Origin of the sequence: Paenibacillus sp., from assembly GCF_035645195.1 — a bacterium.
Classification (GTDB): Bacteria; Bacillota; Bacilli; order Paenibacillales; family YIM-B00363; genus Paenibacillus_AE.
In genome coordinates this window covers 334,656-352,628 of record NZ_DASQNA010000018.1, presented here as the reverse complement: position 1 = coordinate 352,628, position 17,973 = coordinate 334,656, and the positions used below count along the sequence as shown (strand labels likewise).

18 protein-coding genes and 1 pseudogene are annotated in these 17,973 nt (G+C 59.6%); 8 read left to right on the top strand and 11 right to left on the bottom strand.

All coding sequences use genetic code 11. The features are described 5' to 3' along the window. From cotE to VE009_RS10775, 3 genes are all read right to left on the bottom strand, one after another. Window positions 1-77, bottom strand: a 77-nt coding sequence (cotE, locus tag VE009_RS10785; protein WP_325007441.1) for an outer spore coat protein CotE, incomplete at its 3' end; no start/stop codon positions are given. A 72-nt stretch (window positions 78-149) separates the two neighbouring features. Then, window positions 150-1,121, bottom strand: a complete 972-nt coding sequence (locus VE009_RS10780) for an aromatic acid exporter family protein (RefSeq protein WP_325007403.1) — start codon at window positions 1,119-1,121, stop codon at window positions 150-152. Between the two features lie 89 nt (window positions 1,122-1,210). Next, window positions 1,211-2,101: a LysR family transcriptional regulator gene (locus VE009_RS10775; protein WP_325007401.1), complete on the bottom strand. Its 891-nt coding sequence runs from the start codon at window positions 2,099-2,101 to the stop codon at window positions 1,211-1,213. A gap of 129 nt (window positions 2,102-2,230) precedes the next feature. On the opposite strand from VE009_RS10775, the gene thrC reads away from it, so the two are divergent. Further along, window positions 2,231-3,475 (top strand): threonine synthase, encoded by a 1,245-nt coding sequence (gene thrC / locus VE009_RS10770; protein WP_325007399.1) that lies wholly within the window; start codon window positions 2,231-2,233, stop codon window positions 3,473-3,475. 32 nt (window positions 3,476-3,507) lie between these two features. On the opposite strand, the gene VE009_RS10765 is transcribed toward thrC, so the two are convergent. Continuing rightward, entirely contained in the window at window positions 3,508-3,603 is a 96-nt protein-coding gene (locus VE009_RS10765) for a YjcZ family sporulation protein (RefSeq protein WP_325007397.1), read from the bottom strand. A gap of 162 nt (window positions 3,604-3,765) precedes the next feature. Next, entirely contained in the window at window positions 3,766-5,280 is a 1,515-nt protein-coding gene (locus tag VE009_RS10760) for a carboxypeptidase M32 (RefSeq protein ID WP_414694816.1), read from the bottom strand. Between the two features lie 74 nt (window positions 5,281-5,354). On the opposite strand from VE009_RS10760, the gene VE009_RS10755 reads away from it, so the two are divergent. Further along, window positions 5,355-5,720, top strand: a complete 366-nt coding sequence (locus tag VE009_RS10755) for an iron-sulfur cluster biosynthesis family protein (protein WP_325007394.1) — start codon at window positions 5,355-5,357, stop codon at window positions 5,718-5,720. Here VE009_RS10755 and VE009_RS10750 read toward each other — a convergent pair. Beyond that, the gene (locus VE009_RS10750) at window positions 5,671-6,195 is read right to left on the bottom strand and encodes a DUF309 domain-containing protein (RefSeq protein ID WP_325007392.1); all 525 of its coding nucleotides are present in this window, start codon (window positions 6,193-6,195) and stop codon (window positions 5,671-5,673) included. The genes VE009_RS10755 and VE009_RS10750 overlap by 50 nt on opposite strands. A gap of 129 nt (window positions 6,196-6,324) precedes the next feature. Between VE009_RS10750 and VE009_RS10745 the strand changes: the two genes are divergently transcribed. The 3 genes from VE009_RS10745 to VE009_RS10735 all read left to right on the top strand — a co-directional run bounded on the left by VE009_RS10745 (window position 6,325) and on the right by VE009_RS10735 (window position 9,109). Beyond that, entirely contained in the window at window positions 6,325-6,756 is a 432-nt protein-coding gene (locus tag VE009_RS10745; protein WP_325007391.1) for a hypothetical protein, read from the top strand. Next, window positions 6,753-7,031, top strand: a complete 279-nt coding sequence (locus VE009_RS10740) for a DUF2653 family protein (protein WP_325007389.1) — start codon at window positions 6,753-6,755, stop codon at window positions 7,029-7,031. Before VE009_RS10745 ends, VE009_RS10740 begins: the two co-directional genes overlap by 4 nt. A 155-nt stretch (window positions 7,032-7,186) precedes the next feature. Then, on the top strand, window positions 7,187-9,109 hold the full coding sequence (locus tag VE009_RS10735; protein WP_325007387.1) for a glycosyl hydrolase family 18 protein: 1,923 nt from the start codon (window positions 7,187-7,189) through the stop codon (window positions 9,107-9,109). Between the two features lie 77 nt (window positions 9,110-9,186). Here the strand turns inward: VE009_RS10735 and VE009_RS10730 are convergent, their stop codons facing one another. Then, on the bottom strand, window positions 9,187-11,250 hold the full coding sequence (locus VE009_RS10730; RefSeq protein ID WP_325007385.1) for a thioredoxin domain-containing protein: 2,064 nt from the start codon (window positions 11,248-11,250) through the stop codon (window positions 9,187-9,189). 220 nt (window positions 11,251-11,470) lie between these two features. Here VE009_RS10730 and VE009_RS10725 point away from each other — a divergent pair, with 220 nt between their 5' ends. Beyond that, the gene (locus VE009_RS10725; protein WP_325007383.1) at window positions 11,471-11,725 is read left to right on the top strand and encodes a hypothetical protein; all 255 of its coding nucleotides are present in this window, start codon (window positions 11,471-11,473) and stop codon (window positions 11,723-11,725) included. A 111-nt stretch (window positions 11,726-11,836) separates the two neighbouring features. Here the strand turns inward: VE009_RS10725 and VE009_RS10720 are convergent, their stop codons facing one another. Then, window positions 11,837-13,489, bottom strand: coding sequence for an FAD-dependent oxidoreductase (locus VE009_RS10720; RefSeq protein WP_325007381.1), 1,653 nt, complete (start codon window positions 13,487-13,489; stop codon window positions 11,837-11,839). Between the two features lie 186 nt (window positions 13,490-13,675). Next, a pseudogene (locus tag VE009_RS27230) lies at window positions 13,676-13,816 on the bottom strand (nuclease); the annotation flags it as partial. An 866-nt stretch (window positions 13,817-14,682) separates the two neighbouring features. Between VE009_RS27230 and VE009_RS10710 the strand changes: the two are divergent. Further along, window positions 14,683-15,408 (top strand): SDR family NAD(P)-dependent oxidoreductase, encoded by a 726-nt coding sequence (locus tag VE009_RS10710; RefSeq protein WP_325007379.1) that lies wholly within the window; start codon window positions 14,683-14,685, stop codon window positions 15,406-15,408. 132 nt (window positions 15,409-15,540) lie between these two features. Here the strand turns inward: VE009_RS10710 and VE009_RS10705 are convergent, their stop codons facing one another. Next, complete coding sequence (locus VE009_RS10705; protein ID WP_325007378.1) at window positions 15,541-15,861, bottom strand: hypothetical protein; 321 nt, start codon at window positions 15,859-15,861, stop codon at window positions 15,541-15,543. A gap of 230 nt (window positions 15,862-16,091) precedes the next feature. Between VE009_RS10705 and VE009_RS10700 the strand changes: the two genes are divergently transcribed. After that, window positions 16,092-16,931: an MIP/aquaporin family protein gene (locus tag VE009_RS10700; RefSeq protein ID WP_325007377.1), complete on the top strand. Its 840-nt coding sequence runs from the start codon at window positions 16,092-16,094 to the stop codon at window positions 16,929-16,931. 41 nt (window positions 16,932-16,972) lie between these two features. On the opposite strand, the gene dhaQ is transcribed toward VE009_RS10700, so the two are convergent. Further along, window positions 16,973-17,971: a DhaKLM operon coactivator DhaQ gene (dhaQ, locus tag VE009_RS10695; RefSeq protein WP_325007376.1), complete on the bottom strand. Its 999-nt coding sequence runs from the start codon at window positions 17,969-17,971 to the stop codon at window positions 16,973-16,975. Between the last annotated feature and the right edge of the window lie 2 nt (window positions 17,972-17,973).

The window sequence follows — 17,973 nt, the reverse complement described above, 5'->3', positions numbered from 1 at the left end:
TGAGAGAACTTACGACCTTTGCCGCAGACCGCTTTCGTGATGATCTCACGGCACTGCAAATCGTTATCTGCAACCATCTTACAACCTCCTCCATACAATCATTCAATTTCAATTGTATGCAGGACATTCGTCTATTGTGATTACTTCTTTTATTTTGTTTTTCCAAGCCCTAAAGCCGCTCTCCGCTTCTTCATCGCCCCGGCGATGGACAAGTAATGCTTCAAGTCGAAGAGCAGCTGCAGCAGGGCCGATCGCGTTTCGAACTCCTCCCGCGTGGCGGGAAGCGGCATGTCCCGGAACGTCTCCTCCAGCTCCGCGAGCCGTTTCTCGACGTTGCCCGCGTAATACTCGCTCTTGACGTCGTTGCTGAGGCCGTCGAACAGCTCGGCGGTCATCCGGCCGTACGGCAGGTCGGCGTACACCCTCGCGATCAGGACAAGCATGCGCCGAATCGCCTCGAGCTGCCGATCCCGCATGACGAAATACGTCCTCCACTCTTCTTCCCCTTGGAACAGGGCGTTCTCCGACGAGCGAGCCGCCAATTCCGCCCCCCTGTCGATCGCGTCCTCCGCGTCGAGCAGCTCGCGCCCGTCCCATTCCCGGCCCGGGTCCCGCAGATGCATCGCGATTTCCCGAAACACGGCGGACATCGCTTCTTCCGTCCGCTCCTTCTCCGCGCGTATATCTTTGTCCCAGCTCGGCATGTAGATCAAGTTGACGACCGTCGCCGACCCGAGTCCCACGAGAAGCAAGTACAATTCGTTCATGATCATCGACGGCGCCAGCGTTTCCTCGGTAAACACATGGAAGACGATGACGGAGCTCGTAATGATGCCGTCCTTCAAATTCCATTTCGCGAGCACCGGATAAGCGATGCAGATGTACAAGGCAATGGCCCATACGTGAAATCCGAGGACGTCGAACACGAAGATGGCGAACAGCAGCCCGACGACCGACGAAACGATGCGGACGAAGGCGCTCTGCAAGCTGCGCTTGCGCGTGACGTCGACGCCGAGGATGGCGAGCAGCCCCGCGGACAGCGGGAACGTCAGGTTGAACGCAAGCGCTATGTAGATGGCGATCACGGCGGCGATCGCCGTTTTAATAACTCGGATGCCCATAAGGTATGTCCCTCCATGGCACCTATCGTACTAAAAAAGCGGCTCCCGTTTCCAGTCGGCCCAGCCCGCCGCCGCGATCGGCAAGCGCGCTACCCCCGCCGCCCGGCAGGCAGCGCTGCCAAGAAAGCCTCGGCAGCGGGAGAGAGCGCGTCTCCCGCCCTCGTGCAGCAGGAAATCGGATTCGTCATCGGCGGGACGTCGGTGTCGATCTTCGCGAGCACCCCCGAATCGATATAGGCGCCCACCTCCAATTTCGTCGCGTAGGCGATGCCGATCCCTTCGACGGCGGCGCGGATCGTTTCCTGCGGGCCTTCGAATTGTACGGCCGGCGAGGGCGGCGTCAAACCGGCCGCATGATATAAAGAATACAAAGCTTCTCTCGTAAAGCTCCCGGGCTCGCGCAAAATGAACGGCTCCTCCGCCAGCTCTTCGAGCGTGCAGCGCCGCCCAGCGAAGCGATGGCGAGGCGCGGCTACGAACCACAGCTCGTCCTCGTAGCAGCGGAAGGCGTCGACGGCGCTCGGGAACGCCGTTCGCCCGCCGATCCAAGCGGTTTCCGCCTCAAAATTGAGCAGCTTCGCCAGCGCGCTGCTGGCGTTGCCCGACGACACGGAGACGGACAATTCCGGACGGCTTCGGCGGAACGCCGCGATCCAGCCCGGGAGCAGGAAATTCGCCGGCAAATACGTCGCCGCCAGTTTGAGCCGGCCGCGCCGGCCTTGCTTGAACGCTTCGCATTGATCCTTGATGTCCGCCTCCAGCTTGAAGAACCGTTCGGCTTGCTCGGACAGCCATCGGCCGGACTCCGTCAGTTCGATGCCGCGGCCGTGCGGACGCGTGAGCGAAAACCCGAGCTCCTTCTCCAGCTTGCGAAGCTGCATCGTCACGGCCGGCTGGCTCATATGCAGCCGCTCCGCCGCGCCGGATACGCTCCCCGTCAGGGACACCTCGCGAAATAGCCGCAGCGCGTGAAGATTCACCCGCACCACCCCATTTATATAATTTTAATTTATGCATTCATTATTATTATATATTTTATTTATACGTAAATCGCGGCTATCCTTTTCTTATCTTCCAGATTGTCATACGAAGAGGAGGGGAATGTTACCATGCATGAAGTACCCGAACTGGAATGCACGGCATGCGGCATGCGCCGCGTCGGCGAGTGGTCGGACGCCTTGTGCGGCTGCGGCGCAGACCTTTGGGATATTCGCAGGCCGACGGCGCAGCTGGACGGAGAACGGTTGAAGCGGCTGTTCGACGACCGTCTCGCCTTGCGCAGCGGACCTTATTCCAGCGGAGTGTGGCGGTACCGCGAGCTGATCGCTCCCGAATTTCCGGAGGACGCCTTGGTTTACCGGGGGGAAGGCAACACCGGATTGTATGAATCGGAGCGGCTCGCCGCCTTTGCCGGCGTCCGCAAGCTGTGGTTGAAAGCGCAAAGCGAAAATCCGAGCGGCTCGTTCAAAGACAACGGCATGGCCGTCGCCGTCACGCACGGCAAGCTGTCGGGCTCGACCCGATTCGTATGCTCGTCGACCGGGAACACGTCCGCCTCGCTCGCCATGTACGCCGCGTGGGCCGGTCTTGACGCCTTCGTGCTCGCTCCGGCCGAGGGCGTCTCCCGGACGAAAGTCATTCAAACCTTGGCTTACGGCGCCTGCGTCATTCCGTTCGACGGCACCTACGACGACGGAATCCGATTTCTCCGGGAGCATGCCCGTCGTCTTGGGTTATACGTGTGCAACTCCGTCAACCCCTACCGCATCGAGGGACAGAAAAGCATCGCGTTCGAGCTCGCGCAGCAGCTCGGATGGCGCACCCCCGACTGGATCGCGCTGCCGGGAGGCGCCCTCAGCAACGTCTCCGCGCTGGGCGAAGCGCTGGAACAGCTGCATGCGCTCGGCATGATCGACGCGATTCCGAGAATCGCTTTGGTGCAGGCGGAAGGGGCGAGTCCCTTCCATGCAATGCTTCGCGACGGCGCCGAAACATTGACGCCAGAGCCCCGGCCGCATACGCGCGCCAGCGCGTTAAACATCGGCAATCCCCCCAGTTGGCGCAGGGCGCTGCGCGCGCTTCGGGTGTCGAACGGCTTGACCGTCGCCGTGTCGGATCGGGAAATCATGGAGGCGAAGCGGGTCATCGACCGGGAAGGGATCGGCTGCGAGCCGGCGTCGGCGGCGACGCTGGCCGGCGTCTTGCGGCTGCGCGCGGCCGGCCGGATCGCGAAGGATCAGACGGCAGCGTGCATCTTGACCGGACATTTGCTGAAAGACATCGAAGCGCTCGAAGAGCTGCACCTGACGGAGCTGAGCAGCGGACCGTTGGAGGCGGAACGCCTATTTATGTAAGAACCGGAGGCGTCGCCCCCGGAAACCTGCGATTAGTAAAGCAACGTCTTGGAGATAATCACGAGCAGGATGAAGAGAACCAGGATCGCGCCCGTCGTCGTGTATCCGCCGCCAGCTACTGCCGTCATTCCGAGGTCCCCCTTTCGTTCCGGAATTAATCTCATCATACGGCGCGAGAGGGGAAAGCGGATGTGCGAATGTCCCGGTTGCGGAAAAGTTGTGCGTTCGCCCAGCCTCATCCCCCGCCCCGAGAAACGGCAAAGGCGCCCCGAAGGGCGCCTCCCGCGTCGTTACAGCTTATAAATTTCCTTATATTTTTTCTCCAAATAATCCGTCAGGAACGTCGGATCGAGCTCCGCGCCCGCGACGTTGCGGATGACCTCCGACGGCGTGAGCAGCCGGCCGTGCTTGTAGATTTTGTCCGTCAGCCACGCCTTGATCGGCTCGAAGCGGCCCGCCGCCACATCCGCGTCGAACGACGGGAGCGCTTCGCGCATCGCCGCCATCATTTGCGCCGCGTACATGTTCCCGAGCGAATACGACGGGAAGTAGCCGAAGCCGCCGCCGGACCAATGGACGTCCTGCAGCACGCCGAGCTCGTGGTTCGGCGGCTCGATACCAAGATACTCCTTATATTTCGCGTTCCACGCCTCCGGCAAATCGGCCACCTGCAGCTCGTCGTTCATGAGCAGCTTCTCCAGCTCGTACCGGACCATGATATGGAGATTGTACGTCAGCTCGTCGGCTTCGGTGCGAATGAGCGACGCCTTCACCTCGTTGACCGCGCGGTAGAAATCATCCAGCGCGACGTCGCCGAGCTCCGGCGTCATCCGCTGGAGCTCGCCGTAATACCGCTCCCAGAACGGACGGCTCCGGCCGATCATGTTTTCCCACAGGCGCGACTGCGATTCGTGGATCCCCATCGACGTGCCCGTGCACAGGTTCGTGCCGATCAGCTCGGGCGAAATATTTTGCTCGTACAACGCATGCCCGCCCTCGTGAATCGTCGAGAACAGCGCGTTCTTGAAATCGTCCTCGATGTACCGCGTCGTCACCCGCACGTCGCCCGGATTGAGTCCCGTCGCGAACGGATGCGTCGTCGGGTCGAGCCGGCCGGCCGCGAAATCGTAGCCGATTTCCTTCAATATATATTCGCTGAACGCCCGCTGCCGCTCCGTCGGCACCTTCCGGCGCATGAACGACGTATCGAGCGGCGGCTTCTCGGCGATCGCCGCGACCAGCGGCACCAGCTTCTCGCGGAGCGCGCCGAACACCGCGTCCAGCTTTTTCACCGTCATGCCCGGCTCGTATGAATCCAGCAGCGTATCGTACTTGTTGTCCTCGTATCCCCACAGCTCGATGAACTGCTTTTGGTAACTTACGACCTGCTCCAAATACGGGCGGAACGTTTCGAAGTCGCTCTTCGGCTTGCACTCTTCCCACGCCGTCTCCGCTTGGGAAGCGAGCACGACGTATTTTTGGTACAATTCCGGCGGAATTTTTTTCGAACGGTCGTATTCCTTCTTATTCTCCGTCACGCTCCGCTGGTGAACGCGAGACAGCGACTCGAACGCTTCCCTCTCGCTTAGCGCCGCAAGCAGCTCGCCCATCTCGCTAGAGGTGCCGAGCTTGAACAGCTCCGTCGACAGGACGCCGACGACCTCGGCGCGCGTCTCGAGCCCTTTGCGCGGCGCGCCCGTCCGCATGTCCCAATACAGGACGCCGAGCGCTTCCTCGTAGCTTTTCATTTTCTTCATCAGTTCCAAGTACCGCTCCAACCGCGCTTGCACCGCCGACATCCGCATCGCTCCTTTTTCAACCTTCGTTCAAAATGATACAATAAGCAAAATACGAAGCGCAACGAAAGGACTGCAGAAAAATGATAAATATTTCCATGACTCCCGCGGCGGTCGAACGGCTCGCCTCTTACGAACGTCAACCGGGCGACCGGATTCGCCTCGTGTACGACTCGGAAGGCTGCGGCTGCGCCGTCAGCGGCGTCGCGAGCCTGTGGCTGACGAACGCCGCGGAACCCGACGAGCTCGAAGCCGAGACGAACGCGCCCGCTCTTCCGGTGACGTATCTGAAGCGCCAAGAAGTGTTCTTCGAGGACAACCTTCGCCTCGACTATTCGCCGGAGCGCCGCACCTTCCGCCTGTCGTCGGACGGGCAAATTTACGGCAACGGCATCGTCGTCAGCGATCGCCGCGGCGCGAGCCGAGCGACCGAAGGCGCGCTTCGATAACGTCGCTGCGGTCCCGCAGCGTGTGCCGGTGGATGAGCTGCGGTTCGTCCATCCGGCTCGGCGCGCCCCACGCGTATCCAAGCTCCTCGCAGCGGCGGCGCCCTTCCGACGCCACGCGCTCGTCCGCGAGCGGCACGTCGACGTCCCGATACGGCGCTCCGGCGCGAACCGCCGCCAGCGCCCCTTCGAGCGTCTCGATCCACCGCTCCGCGTCGATGCCGAGCGAACGAAGCGGAGCCCGCTCCGACCGCCGCAGCGCCCCCGCGAGCGATTTCGCCGCTCCGGCGGCATTCCCTCGGCGGTAATGATACATGCCCACGGCCGCTTGGATCAAACCGACCCAGGCCTGCCGATACGGCGACTCGGGATGTTCCTTCCAATATTCTTCGAGCAGCTCATGGCATTCGAAATAATCCCGATCCCCGTGAAAATGCGCTAAAAACCGCAAATACGCTTCAGGCAGCTCTTTCGTCAATGCGGCCGTCCCCCTCTCGCCGTTCATCTGAGTGCATTATACCAAATGACGGCATATTTTCTGAAACCGCTGCCTACATTATACGTATTAGCAATGTACATGCCCAAGAAGAAGGAGACATCATCGCTTATGTGGAAAAAAATCGCATCCCTGTTTCTCGCATTCTCGCTCGTGTTCGCCGTCGCCGCACCGCTCATCGAACACGCTGACGCGAAACCGCGCTACCGCTCGCCGTCGCGCTCGTACACGCCTGAAGCGCCTGCCGCGCCGAAGCGCACCGACAACGTCGATAACGGCGCGACGAACCGGACCGGCACGACGACGCCGGGCACGGCGCCTCGCACCGGCGCCGGCTTCGGCGCGGGGGGTCTCATGCGCGGCCTGATGCTCGGCGGACTCGCCGGCCTGATGTTCGGCGGCTTGCTGTCCGGACTCGGCGCCTTCGGCTCCATCCTCGGCCTGTTGATCAACGGTCTGGCGCTGGCGCTGCTGTTCGTCTTTATCCGCAACATGTACCGCAAGTATAAGAAGTACAGCCGCCCGGGAGGCGACTACCGTTGATTCGGCTGCAGGAAGCGGAGCTGGTGAACGCGATCTGCCTGCATATGGCCGAGCGCCGGGGCATACGCCCCGAGAACGTGCGCGTCGAGCTTGTGTACGACGACGAACTCGGCTTCTCCGCCGAACTGCACGTCGAAGGCCGGGACATCGTCTGGATCGAGGCGAACATGGCCGAAGCGGTCGCGAGATACGTGCTGAACCGATACGGCAAACAAGCGTACAAAGGCGACATTTCGTTCCGGCTGGAAGAGGAGATCGTCGCCGACATCAAGTAAAAATATTTTCGAACCGGAAAACCGCTTGTCCCGCAAGGGATGAGCGGTTTTTTCATGATTTGGCAAATCGTGGAGCGCAACTATCCGGCCTCTCCTCTCGTAATAGACTACGAGATTGATAGATTCGCATGACGAGAGAGGAGATTTACCGCAGCATGAAATGGAAACCCGCGGCCGCCGCGGCCGTCGCATGCGCGCTGGCGTTCGGCTCCTTGCTGCCGACAGCGGCAGAGGCGGCCGGAGATCGCACGTCGAAGTTTCGCGTCTATCAAAACGCGAACGCGCTGAGAGAATTTTCGGACCGAAATCAAGCGATTGCCTACGCCCAAAGCCTCAAGAACGCCTATGTCGAACAGATCGGCACCCGCGCATGGGTGTGGAACAACTTCCCGCAGTTCAAGGTGTACCAGAACGACAAAAGCATGCCGGAGTGGGAATTCGCCACGCCCCAGCAAGCGATCGCGGAAGCGAAAAAATGGGCCAACAGCAGCGTCCGCAAGCTGAGCGACGGCGGCTGGGTGTGGCACAACTACCCCGACAACCCGGGATTTACGCTCTACCAAAACGGCAAAACGCTCCCGAACTGGACGTTCCCGACGCTCGCGAAGGCGCAGCAGGAAGCGAAGAAATGGGCGAACGCGTACGTCATCGACAACGCGACGAACCGCTGGGCTTGGGACAACATCCCTGCCGCGCGCAAAGCCGAGCTTCGCTCCGGCTCGGAGGCGTACCGCGTGTACCAAAGCGGGAAAACGCTGGACAACTGGGGCTTCGCGTACATCGAGGACGCGATCAAGGAAGCGGGCAAGTGGGCCAATTCCACCGTCGTCCGCACCGGCACCCAAACGGTCGTGTTCAGCAACGTCCACCGGTACGCCGTCCATCAGAACGGCGCGAAAACGTCGACGTTCCCGAGTCTCGCGCAGGCGATCGCCGCCGCATCGAAGCTGAGCGAAGCGTCTATCCTGTGGGACGGGAAACGCATTTGGTCGAACGAGACGTATTACAAAGTGCTCCAATCCGGCAAGATGCTCCAAGGGTTCGGCACCCCCGCCGCCGCAGCGGCGTACGCGAACGGCTTCGCGAACAGCGAGGTCGTCACGCTCGAAGGAGTGCGCATCTGGGACAATATGGACGAGCTCGTGTATTTGGCGTGGAACGGCACTTCGAAGCATGACACCATTGTCGGCCACGTGTCCAATACGCAAGGTCTCGACATCGATTCGCCGACCTGGTTTTATCTCGAAGACGCCTCGGGCGCGCTGAAGGACGAATCCGATCCGCGGACGGTCGAATGGCTGAAGACGCAAGGCGTCGAAGTGCATCCGCTCGTCCACAACCAGTTCGACGCGAAGCTGACGAGCGCGTTCCTCGCGAACGAGGCCGCGCAGAAGAAGTTCATCGAGTCGCTCGTGAACCGGCTGGTCGCGCTGCAGGCGGACGGCGTCAACATCGATTTCGAGTCGCTGGCCGGCTCCGACCGCGACCGGTACACCGCTTTCGTGAAGGCGCTCAGCGAAGCCGCCCGCGCGAAGGGCCTCACCGTCTCGATCGACCTGCCGCGCGGCAGCGCCGCTTGGAACCATCTGACCGCGTTCGATCATGAGAAGCTGCATCAATACGTCGACTACGTCGCAATCATGACATACGATCAATTCTATCGAGGCAGCGAATCCCCCGGCCCGGTCGCCGGCATGAGCTGGACGGAGCAAGGCGTGACGGAATTCCTCAGCTACGGCATCCCCCGCTCCAAGCTGCTCCTCGGCGTGCCGTTCTACATCCGGGTGTGGGAGCTCGACGCCTCCGGCAAGCTCGTCGGCAACCGCGCCATATGGATGAAAGACATCGAAGCCGCGATGGCCGGCGCGCAGGTGACGCGAACCGAAGACCCGAACTACGGTCTTACGAAAGTCGAGTACGCCAAGGACGGGAAACGATACGTCTTCTGGATGGAGGATATCGCCTCGATCAAGAAGCGCGTCGAGCTCGCCAAGACGCACGACCTCGCCGGCGTCGCCGCATGGCGCCTCGGGTACGAGCCCGCGGAGCTGTGGACCGAACTGCTGCGAGCGAAATAAGGAAAGATGCAAAAACGGACCGTCCCCGATTCAATTCAGGGGACGGTCCGTTTTTCGCGTTCCGTGGGAGCTCGTGATCAGTCTTCCTCCGTCTTCAGCGCCTCCCGCAGCGCTTCGGCCGTCGTCACCGGAGCGCCGCAGGCGTAATTTTCGCATACGTACGCCGCCGCCGTGCCGTTCACCGGCCGCTTGTCCGCGAGGTGCGCCAGCCGCTCGTCGGCGAACAGCAGCACCGCCTGCGGCGCGTACGTCTCCCTCGCCGCCCGGATGAGCGCCTCCGTATCCGCCGCGCCGCGTTCGCCCGCGATGACGACCTCCTGCGGCTTGCCGTAGGCGAGCTGCAGCGCGGTCAGCATCATGCCGTGCCCCGTCGGGTATTGGCTAATGGCGCCCGCGAACGCCCGGAACGTGCGCTCGGCGTAACCGCTCAGCTCGTTGTCGCCGGTCATGCGGGCGAGCCGAAGCAGGTTGCTCGCCATCACCGAGTTGCCGGACGGCAGCGCTCCGTCGTACACCTCTTTCATCCGCGTGAACAGCTGCTCCGCGTCCAAGCCGTAGAAATAAAATCCTCCGTTGTCCTCGTCCCAGAACAGCCGGATCGCGTCCTTCGTCAGCGCCTCGGCCGCTTGCAGCCACTTAGGATGGAACGTTGCCTGATACAGCTCGATCAGCCCCCAAGCGAGGAACGCGTAGTCGTCGATATACCCCGGGAACGCCGCGTCTCCGTCCCGGTACCGCGCGAGCAGCCGGCCCGTCGACGTTCGCAGCTTGTCGAATAGGAAGCGAGCCGCCGTCTCCGCCGCTTCCGCGTATTCCGGCCGATCGAACGCGGCAGCCGCTTTCGCGAGCGACGCGATCATGAGGGCGTTCCACGACGTCAGCACCTTGTCGTCTTTGCCGGGGCGGACGCGCTCCTCGCGATGCAGGAACAGCTTGTGGCGCAGCCGATCCGCCCGGTCGACGAACGACGCCGGATCCGTCCCGCTGCGCGCCGCCTGCGCCTCGAGCGTCCCGTGCAGCAGGTTCGGGATGCTTCGTCCCTCGAAATTGCCGCCCTCTTCGATGCCGTACACGCCGCAAAACCAATCGCCGTCCTCCTCGCCGAGCACCGCGCGCACCTCGCTCGGCGTCCAAACGTAAAACTTGCCTTCCTCCCCTTCGGAATCGGCGTCCTCCGCCGAATGAAACCCTCCGTTCGGCTCGGTCATGTCGCGCAGCACGTACGCGTACACGAGCTCGGCGATTTCGCGGTAGCGCGCGTTCCCGGTGAGCTGATACGCTTCCGTGTAAGCCATGCCGAGCAGCGCGTTGTCGTACAGCATCTTCTCGAAATGCGGCACGAGCCACTCCCGGTCGGTCGAATAGCGGGCGAACCCGAAGCCGATGTGGTCGAACATGCCTCCGCGGTACATCGCGTCGAGCGTCTTCTCGACCATGCGCAGCGCGTCCTCTTCCCCCATCTCCGCATAGTAGCGCATCAGGAACATGAGGTTATGAGGCCGCGGAAATTTCGGCTGTTCGCCGAAGCCGCCAAACTCCGCGTCGAACGACTGCTTGAAGGCGACGAACGCTTCGTCGATCGTGTTCTCCGTCACTTCGCCCTTCAAATTCGAAATCATGCGCCGCGCCGTCTGGTCCGCCACCGTCTCGCCCGCGTCGATGACGAGCTGCTTGTTCTCGCGCCACTTGGCCGCGATTTGCTCCAAAATGTCGATCAAGCCGTTCCGTCCGAACTTCCGCCGCTTCGGGAAATACGTGCCGGCGAAGAACGGCTTCTGGTCCGGCGTCATGACGATCGTGAGCGGCCAGCCGCCCTGCCCCGTCATCGCCTGGCAGACGGTCATGTACAAATTGTCCACGTCAGGCCGCTCTTCGCGGTCGACTTTAATGGAGACGAACTCCCGGTTGAGGAGCGCCGCGACTTCCTCGTCCTCGAACGACTCCCGTTCCATCACGTGGCACCAATGGCAAGTCGAGTAGCCGATGCTGAGGAAAATCGGTTTGTTTTCCTTCGCGGCTTTCTCGAACGCTTCCGCCGTCCAAGGAAACCAGTCCACCGGATTGTAAGCGTGCTGCAGCAAATAAGGGCTTTTTTCATGAATCAAGCGGTTCGTTTTCCGCAAATGTTCTTCGGTTTTCAATGGAATACTCCCTTTGGATTGGTATATAAATCCTGCCCTCAGTATACCCTTAACCGAGTTCGATCACAAAAAACGCCCTGCTGCAACCTGTAAATCTATGTAATCTGAATTTTCCGCAAATAGATCTATGTGAGTTTCAGAGTTTGTTCAGTCTGATGGTGTAAGATAACTTCAATGGAATAACTAGGATGTAACCTTGCCTCACTTTGGGGGATAAATTATGTTCATTTGTCTGGAAGAAGTAAAAAGATGTGCCGATGAAGCGATTTTGGAGTTCTGGTGCAAGCTGTTCCAGCATGACGTGCTCGGGGAAGGGACGAGACCCTCGCAGGATCCGGATCTGATCGCGGCGGTATTCTCGGAAATGTCGGCAAGGGGGCTGTACGCCGACTCCCGCGTGAGAACCGAATTTGCCAAAGTGTCGATTACGCCAAAGCACGTCTACTACCCTGCTCCAATTAGGAAAGCGCTTTGATTATATTGGAAATCATTCGCAAATAATATCGTCGCAGACAGCCAAAAAGCCGGAGCATAACCCCCGGCTTATTCGAGTTGCTTCTGGACGGCGGACAAGCGATTGCGGGCTTTATTCCGTTCTCGACGCGGCATCGTTGGCCGCGATGTAGGCGAAGGTCATGGCGGGTCCGAGCGTCGAGCCGGGTCCCGGATACGTGCGTCCCATGACCGAAGCGGAACAGTTTCCTGTCGCATACAAACCGGGAATCGGCTGGCCGCCGCGCAGCACTCTCGCATGCTCATCGGTGACCATACCGCCTTTCGTCCCTAGATCGCCAGGATAAATTTTCACGGCGTAAAAGGGGCCTTTCTCAAGCTTGCCTAGATTCGGATTTTTATATCGCGGATCGCCGTAATATTGATCATAGGCGGTTCTGCCGCGGCCGAAATCTTCGTCGACCCCGTTCTCGGCCATGGCATTGAATCGGGCTACCGTCCTGAGCAGCCCCTCGCTTGGAATATTGCATTTGCGAGCCAATTGCTCCAATGTGTCCGCCCTGATGAAAAACCCGCCGTCGATGTACTCCTTCGGGGTGAATCGCGGCATCGCCATCCCGAAAATATACCGGTTGCGGTGGCGGCTTTCCATAATAAGCCAGGATGGAATCGCATTGCCGAACCGCTTGTTGCGTTCGAGAATATCGTGCCCGAAGTCAACATAAGACGCGGACTCGTTCGTGAAGCGCTGACCGTCTTGGTCTACGACGATGCAGTGCGGCATCGATCTTTCCCATACGAGGAAATGACGCTCCCCTTTGTGATCGACGGCGACGGCTCCCCACCAGGAATCGTCCAGCAAAGCCGTATCCGCGCCGATTTCCATGCATTGCCGGATGATATCCCCGGTATTGTCGGGGTTTGCGACCGTCCAATCGGCGCCGACTCCTTGGTACGTCTTGCGCATGTCGGCGTTTCGCTCGAATCCTCCCGCCGCCAGCAAAACGGCTTTTCCCCGCAGCTCGAGCGGCTTCCCGTCCTTTTTCACTTCAATGCCGACGACTTTCCCGTCTTCCACGATCAGTCTCTGACATGGGGAATTTAACCAAAGGGGAACGTCGTACTTTCTGGCGATATACATCAAATGAGCGACCAGCGCGTTGCCGAGCCCTAAAGCTTGTTGGCCTTTAAACTTCAATTTCGCGCCGCGGGCGAACATGCGGATGACTTTGAAAAAATGCTCGGATTTCGTAAAAGCTTTGGGCAGATGGGCGACTTCGCTTGTAGCGAACGGGATGGGAGGAAGCAGCGGCGATACGCGCATCGTCCTGCCAACCTCGCCTAACTTCGAACGGTCGAAGAAATCGCAGTCGAGGGAGCGTCCGATTTTCCCGCCCGGCCGATCCGGGTAATAATCGGGGTACGCCAGCCCCGGGACAAATTTAACGCCTTCATTTTGTAAGAACCGGATCATTTCCGGACCTTGCTTTAGGAATGCCATTTTTCGTTCTCTCGAACTGGCCGGTCCGACGTCTCCGATGACGGTCTCCATATAGTTCAGCGCTTCTTCGAAGCTGTCCTTCAATCCGGCCGCGACGGAAACGGGATTGTTCGGGATCCAGATGCCTCCGCCGGACAAGGAGGATGATCCTCCCCACGTGCTGCCTTTTTCGATAATAATCGTTTTTAATTTCCGCTTTGCAGCCGCAATCGCGGCCGTAATCCCTCCGGCGCCGCTTCCGACGATGATCAGGTCATACAGTTCTTCGGGCTTCCGTTCGCGCATGTACCGCTCACTCCTTTTGGGCTGAAGGATGAAGTACGTTGTAGATCCCTGTCTGAAAAAACTATACCAAGGCCTTGGAAGCGCATTCAATCATCAAAAAGGGCCGATTTGTCGGTTAGATAACAGTTCGCCGGCGAATGTACGCAAAAAGCCCCCTAACTCGAGTTAGGGAGCGATCCAACATCATTACCTTTTCGACCGACGATATCCGGCGGCTTCCGCTTCCGCCTTGGTGCAGAACATCTCTTCGGCATCCGTCCTGTCGTAAAACGCGCCGCCCGGCACGTGATAAATTTTTTCCCCTTTGTCGTTAATATTTCCTTTGATGGTCGGGGAGGCGCAGCCATTGTCCGGTTTTTCTTCGGCGGGCGCCGGAGCCGGAGCCGGCTTCGCTCGGTCCGCGTCGTCCTCTTGCACCGGCTCTTCTTGCACGGGCTGTTCCGGTTCCTGTTCAGGTTGTTCCTGCTCGGGTTGTTCCTGCGCGGGTTGTTCCTGCGCGGGCTGCGGCTGTTCCGTTTCCGCGACCTGTTCCGCCGGTGCTTCTTCGCCCTGCTCCGGATCGCCGCTGATCGCGGCGATTCCCCCGAATAGGAGCGTGACCCCGACGAAAATCGTTAAACATCCGAGGCAGCCCCGTTTTTTCGTATATAACCTGACCCCTTCTTCGCTGTCTTTCTCGATGATTTTTTTGGATGTCGAGATGAATTCTCTGAGTTCGCGTTCATCCAGGTCGGAAAACTGAGCGATGAGTGTCTCCTTGAGAATTCCTTGGTTTTTTTTGATTTGTTTGATTACTCGATCCGAGTTCGATTTGTTCATGACTTTCGCATTCCCCTCGTTGTAGTCGTTATCGCCTGCGCGCCATGGCCCGCCGCATGCCGGCCAGGCAGGTGCGCTATCCGCGAACTTTGAAGTAGATGTATTGTGCGCGGCGAACGGGGATCGTATTCCGAAAATACGTATTGCCGCAGCCGCGGGCGGCGAGGAGGCGCAAGCCGGAAGCAAGAGAGGAAGCATTATGGTCGATACGTTTTGACCGCAAACACGAAACCCGCCATCTGTCGGCGAATTTTCTCGCATTTATTTTCGTAAAATAATGCAAAAAAACGGAAATCGGACGCGTTCCCCGAACGGCGATCGTTTGTTATGGTGAAATTGCGCGCAAAGCGCATCCGAACAGGGGGTTGCTTCGTATGTGGAACGGGAAAACGGTTTGCGTAACTGGCACGGACAGGGGCGTCGGGTTGGCGATGACCAGGCAGCTGCTGGAGTCGGGCTGCGTCGTGTATGCGGGCGGCTTGTACCCGCAAAATTCGGACATGGAGGCGTTGGCCGCGGCGTATCCGGGGCGGCTGCATCCGTTCCGGCTGGACGTCGGGAGCGACGAGAGCGTGAAGGAAGCCGCCGCATGGATCCGCGGACGAACCGAAGCGCTGGACGTTCTCATTAATAACGCGGCGATTCTCGGCGATACGGCGAAGACGATTCGGGACGACATCGATTTCGACGAAGCGCTGCGCAATTACAACATAACCGCGCTCGGGGCGATTCGCATGTCGAACGCGTTGATCGATCCGCTCATGAACGGCGGAAAGCTGATCGTCAACATTTCCTCGGAGGCGGGAAGCATTAAACAGAGCTATCGCGAAGCGTGGTTCGGATACTGCATGGCGAAGGCTGCGTTGAACATGGGTTCGACGATCATTCACAACAAGATCCGCAAGGAAGGCGGACGGGTCATGCTGTTCCATCCCGGCTGGGTGAAAACATGGATGTTCGGCGCATGGAACGACGCAGGGACGTACACGCCGGAAGAGGCAGCCGCGAATGTGCTGCGGAGAATCGAAGAGCATGGCGACGACATACGCGATCAACCGATCTACATGGAAGCGGATACCGGGAACGAATTGCCTTGGTAACCCGCCTCGTTCTGCACCGTCCGGCCTCCGGACGGTGCGTCTTTTGCTGCCGCAACCGCTGCCGCGTCTTCCCCGCATCCGAACAAAAAAACGCCCTCAGGCTTTCGCCTTCGGACGCCGCTCGTCGTTGTATTAACGAAATGTAAAATTCCCCAATATATAATCAATGACGGTCGACTCGACGTCGGCGTCATCCTGCGTAAACATAAGATGATTCGAGGTCAGCGTCTGGACTTCGTCATCGATGCGCACGATCCAGTACGGCTCGTTGTTTTCGCTATAACTCAGCCTGTGATTCGTCCGGATATTGTGTTCGAACGAGAGCTCGTTCATCAGCTTAAACAACACCGCATCGATTTCGCTCAACCGCTTCTCGAAGTCGTACTTCCGATCCTCTCTATCTAAAATTCTCCTTAAAATTTCTTCCTTCCAATTTCCCTCCTCCAAGCTCATTGTTTGCGCCTCCCGGTTGTAGGATGAAATTATTAAGAAAAATAAATCAACGAGAAAATATTACCACATTAAATAATAGAATTACAGTCCAATCTGACAATTTCTGCCGACTGAAAACCGGAATTCTCCGTTTTTTGACAAAGCGGCTTTTTTGTCCGTTTACCATAAAGCGCTTACATCCTATTATGGAAACCAAAGCGAATCGGATTATGCGAAAGGGGTTTTTTAGGATGTCTGCATTTTTAGGAGAGTTGGTCGGAACGTTGATTTTGGTCCTGTTCGGCTGCGGCGTCGTCGGGGGCGTCGTGCTGAACAAATCGAAGGCTCAAAGCTCGGGCTGGATCGTCATTTCGATGGGCTGGGGCTTCGCGGTCGCGATCGCCGTGTATGCCGTCGGCGGCGTCAGCGGCGCGCATCTGAACCCGGCGGTCACGATCGCGCTGGCGTCCGTCGGCGCGTTCCCATGGGCGCAAGTGCCGTCGTACGTGCTGGCGCAGCTGATCGGCGCCTTCCTCGGCGCGGTGCTGCTGTGGGTTCACTACTTCCCGCATTGGCGAGAAACCGAAGATGCCGGCGCCAAGCTCGCGGTGTTCGCTACCGGCCCGGCCATTCGGCATGCCCCTTCGAACCTCGTCAGCGAAATCGTGGGTACGGCGGTGCTCGTGTTCGGCCTGCTCTCGATCGGCGCGAACCAATTCGCGGACGGTCTCAATCCGCTCATTATCGGATTTTTCGTCGCGGCCATCGGCATGTCGCTCGGCGGCACGACCGGGTTCGCCGTCAATCCGGCGCGCGACCTCGCCTCCCGTATCGCCCACTTCCTGCTGCCCGTCGCGGGGAAAGGGCCGTCCGACTGGTCCTACGCGTGGATCCCCGTCGTCGGGCCGATTCTGGGCGGCGTTCTCGGGGCGCAGGCGCATCAAGCGACCTTCGCGCAGGGCTCCTTGCATGCGCTGTTTACGCTCGCCGTCATCGCCGTCCTGCTCGCCGTCGTCGTCCGCGTCTCGCATCCGGCTCGAAGCCTCGAAGGGCGGACAACGGTTCGAGCGCAGGGCAAACAAGTTTCGTGAAATGAAGCGAAGCCCCCGGGAAACTCCCCGGGGGCTTCGCCTTACCATTTCGCGACGCGGACGTCGGCTTTCAGCCAATGCTCCCACTGCTCATCTTCCACCTGCAGAAAGCTTAAGGAAATGCCCTTCATATCCAGCGACGTTAAATGCGTCCCGATCTTCACGAACCGAATGTCCAAGCCGTCGAGTTCGCACAGCCGTCGAATGTCGTTTGCGAATATATATTGCTCGACGAGCGGCGTCGCGCCCAGACCGTTGATCAAAATCGCGAACTTGTCCCGCGGTTTCCAGCGATACATCCGTTTCAGTTTGTTGAACAGCTCCACGGCCAATTTTTCGGAGGACGAGAACGCTTCTTTGCGGTATCCCTTCTCGCCGTGGATGCCCACTCCGTAATACGCTTCGTTCGGCTCCAGCGCGAACGACGGCTTCCCTTTCGTCGGATCGTTCGCCGGGGACAACGCGACCCCGAGCGTATGCAGCCGGCTGACGACCGCATCGCCCAGCGCCTTGAGCCGCGTTAGATCGTACCCTTCGCGCGCCGCCGCGCCTACGATTTTTTGCACGAGCACCGTCCCCGCGACGCCGCGACGCCGCTTCGTATAGGTCGCGTCGTCCTCGATGGACACGTCGTCGTTCACGACGACATGGTCCACGCTTCGCCCCTCCGCTCTGGCCGACGCCTCCGCTTGGAGGAAGCTGTCCACGTCCGCGGCGAAATTTTTGACGATCAGCAGCACGCTCTTGCTCGGGTCGACGAGCCGGATCGCCTCCAGTACCTGCTCCGGCGTCGGCGGCGCGAAGATGCTCCCGGCGACGGCGATGTCGAGCATCCCCGATCCGACGTATCCGAAATCGGCAGGCTCGTGGCCGCTGCCGCCGCCGCTGACGACCGCCGTCGTCCCTCCTGCGTCGGCGAGATCCTTTCGGGCGACGATGTTGTATTTGGCATGATAAGAGACTCTGTCTTTGTTTTCGAAATAAAACCCGTGCAGCATATTGCGGACGATATTTTGCGGATCGTTGATGATTTTCGTCATTG

Bases quoted from the DNA above. Each gene is read 5' to 3' on its own strand.
- VE009_RS10700 (WP_325007377.1), top strand. From the start codon at position 16,092: ATGTCTGCATTTTTAGGAGAGTTGGTCGGAACGTTGATTTTGGTCCTG.
- VE009_RS10780 (WP_325007403.1), bottom strand. From the start codon at position 1,121: ATGGGCATCCGAGTTATTAAAACGGCGATCGCCGCCGTGATCGCCATC.
- VE009_RS10720 (WP_325007381.1), bottom strand. From the start codon at position 13,489: ATGCGCGAACGGAAGCCCGAAGAACTGTATGACCTGATCATCGTCGGA.
- VE009_RS10735 (WP_325007387.1), top strand. From the start codon at position 7,187: ATGAAATGGAAACCCGCGGCCGCCGCGGCCGTCGCATGCGCGCTGGCG.
- VE009_RS10705 (WP_325007378.1), bottom strand. From the start codon at position 15,861: ATGAGCTTGGAGGAGGGAAATTGGAAGGAAGAAATTTTAAGGAGAATT.
- VE009_RS10760 (WP_414694816.1), bottom strand. From the start codon at position 5,280: ATGCGGATGTCGGCGGTGCAAGCGCGGTTGGAGCGGTACTTGGAACTG.
- VE009_RS10745 (WP_325007391.1), top strand. From the start codon at position 6,325: ATGTGGAAAAAAATCGCATCCCTGTTTCTCGCATTCTCGCTCGTGTTC.
- thrC (WP_325007399.1), top strand. From the start codon at position 2,231: ATGCATGAAGTACCCGAACTGGAATGCACGGCATGCGGCATGCGCCGC.
- VE009_RS10765 (WP_325007397.1), bottom strand. From the start codon at position 3,603: ATGACGGCAGTAGCTGGCGGCGGATACACGACGACGGGCGCGATCCTG.
- dhaQ (WP_325007376.1), bottom strand. From the start codon at position 17,971: ATGACGAAAATCATCAACGATCCGCAAAATATCGTCCGCAATATGCTG.
- VE009_RS10755 (WP_325007394.1), top strand. From the start codon at position 5,355: ATGATAAATATTTCCATGACTCCCGCGGCGGTCGAACGGCTCGCCTCT.
- VE009_RS10710 (WP_325007379.1), top strand. From the start codon at position 14,683: ATGTGGAACGGGAAAACGGTTTGCGTAACTGGCACGGACAGGGGCGTC.
- VE009_RS10725 (WP_325007383.1), top strand. From the start codon at position 11,471: ATGTTCATTTGTCTGGAAGAAGTAAAAAGATGTGCCGATGAAGCGATT.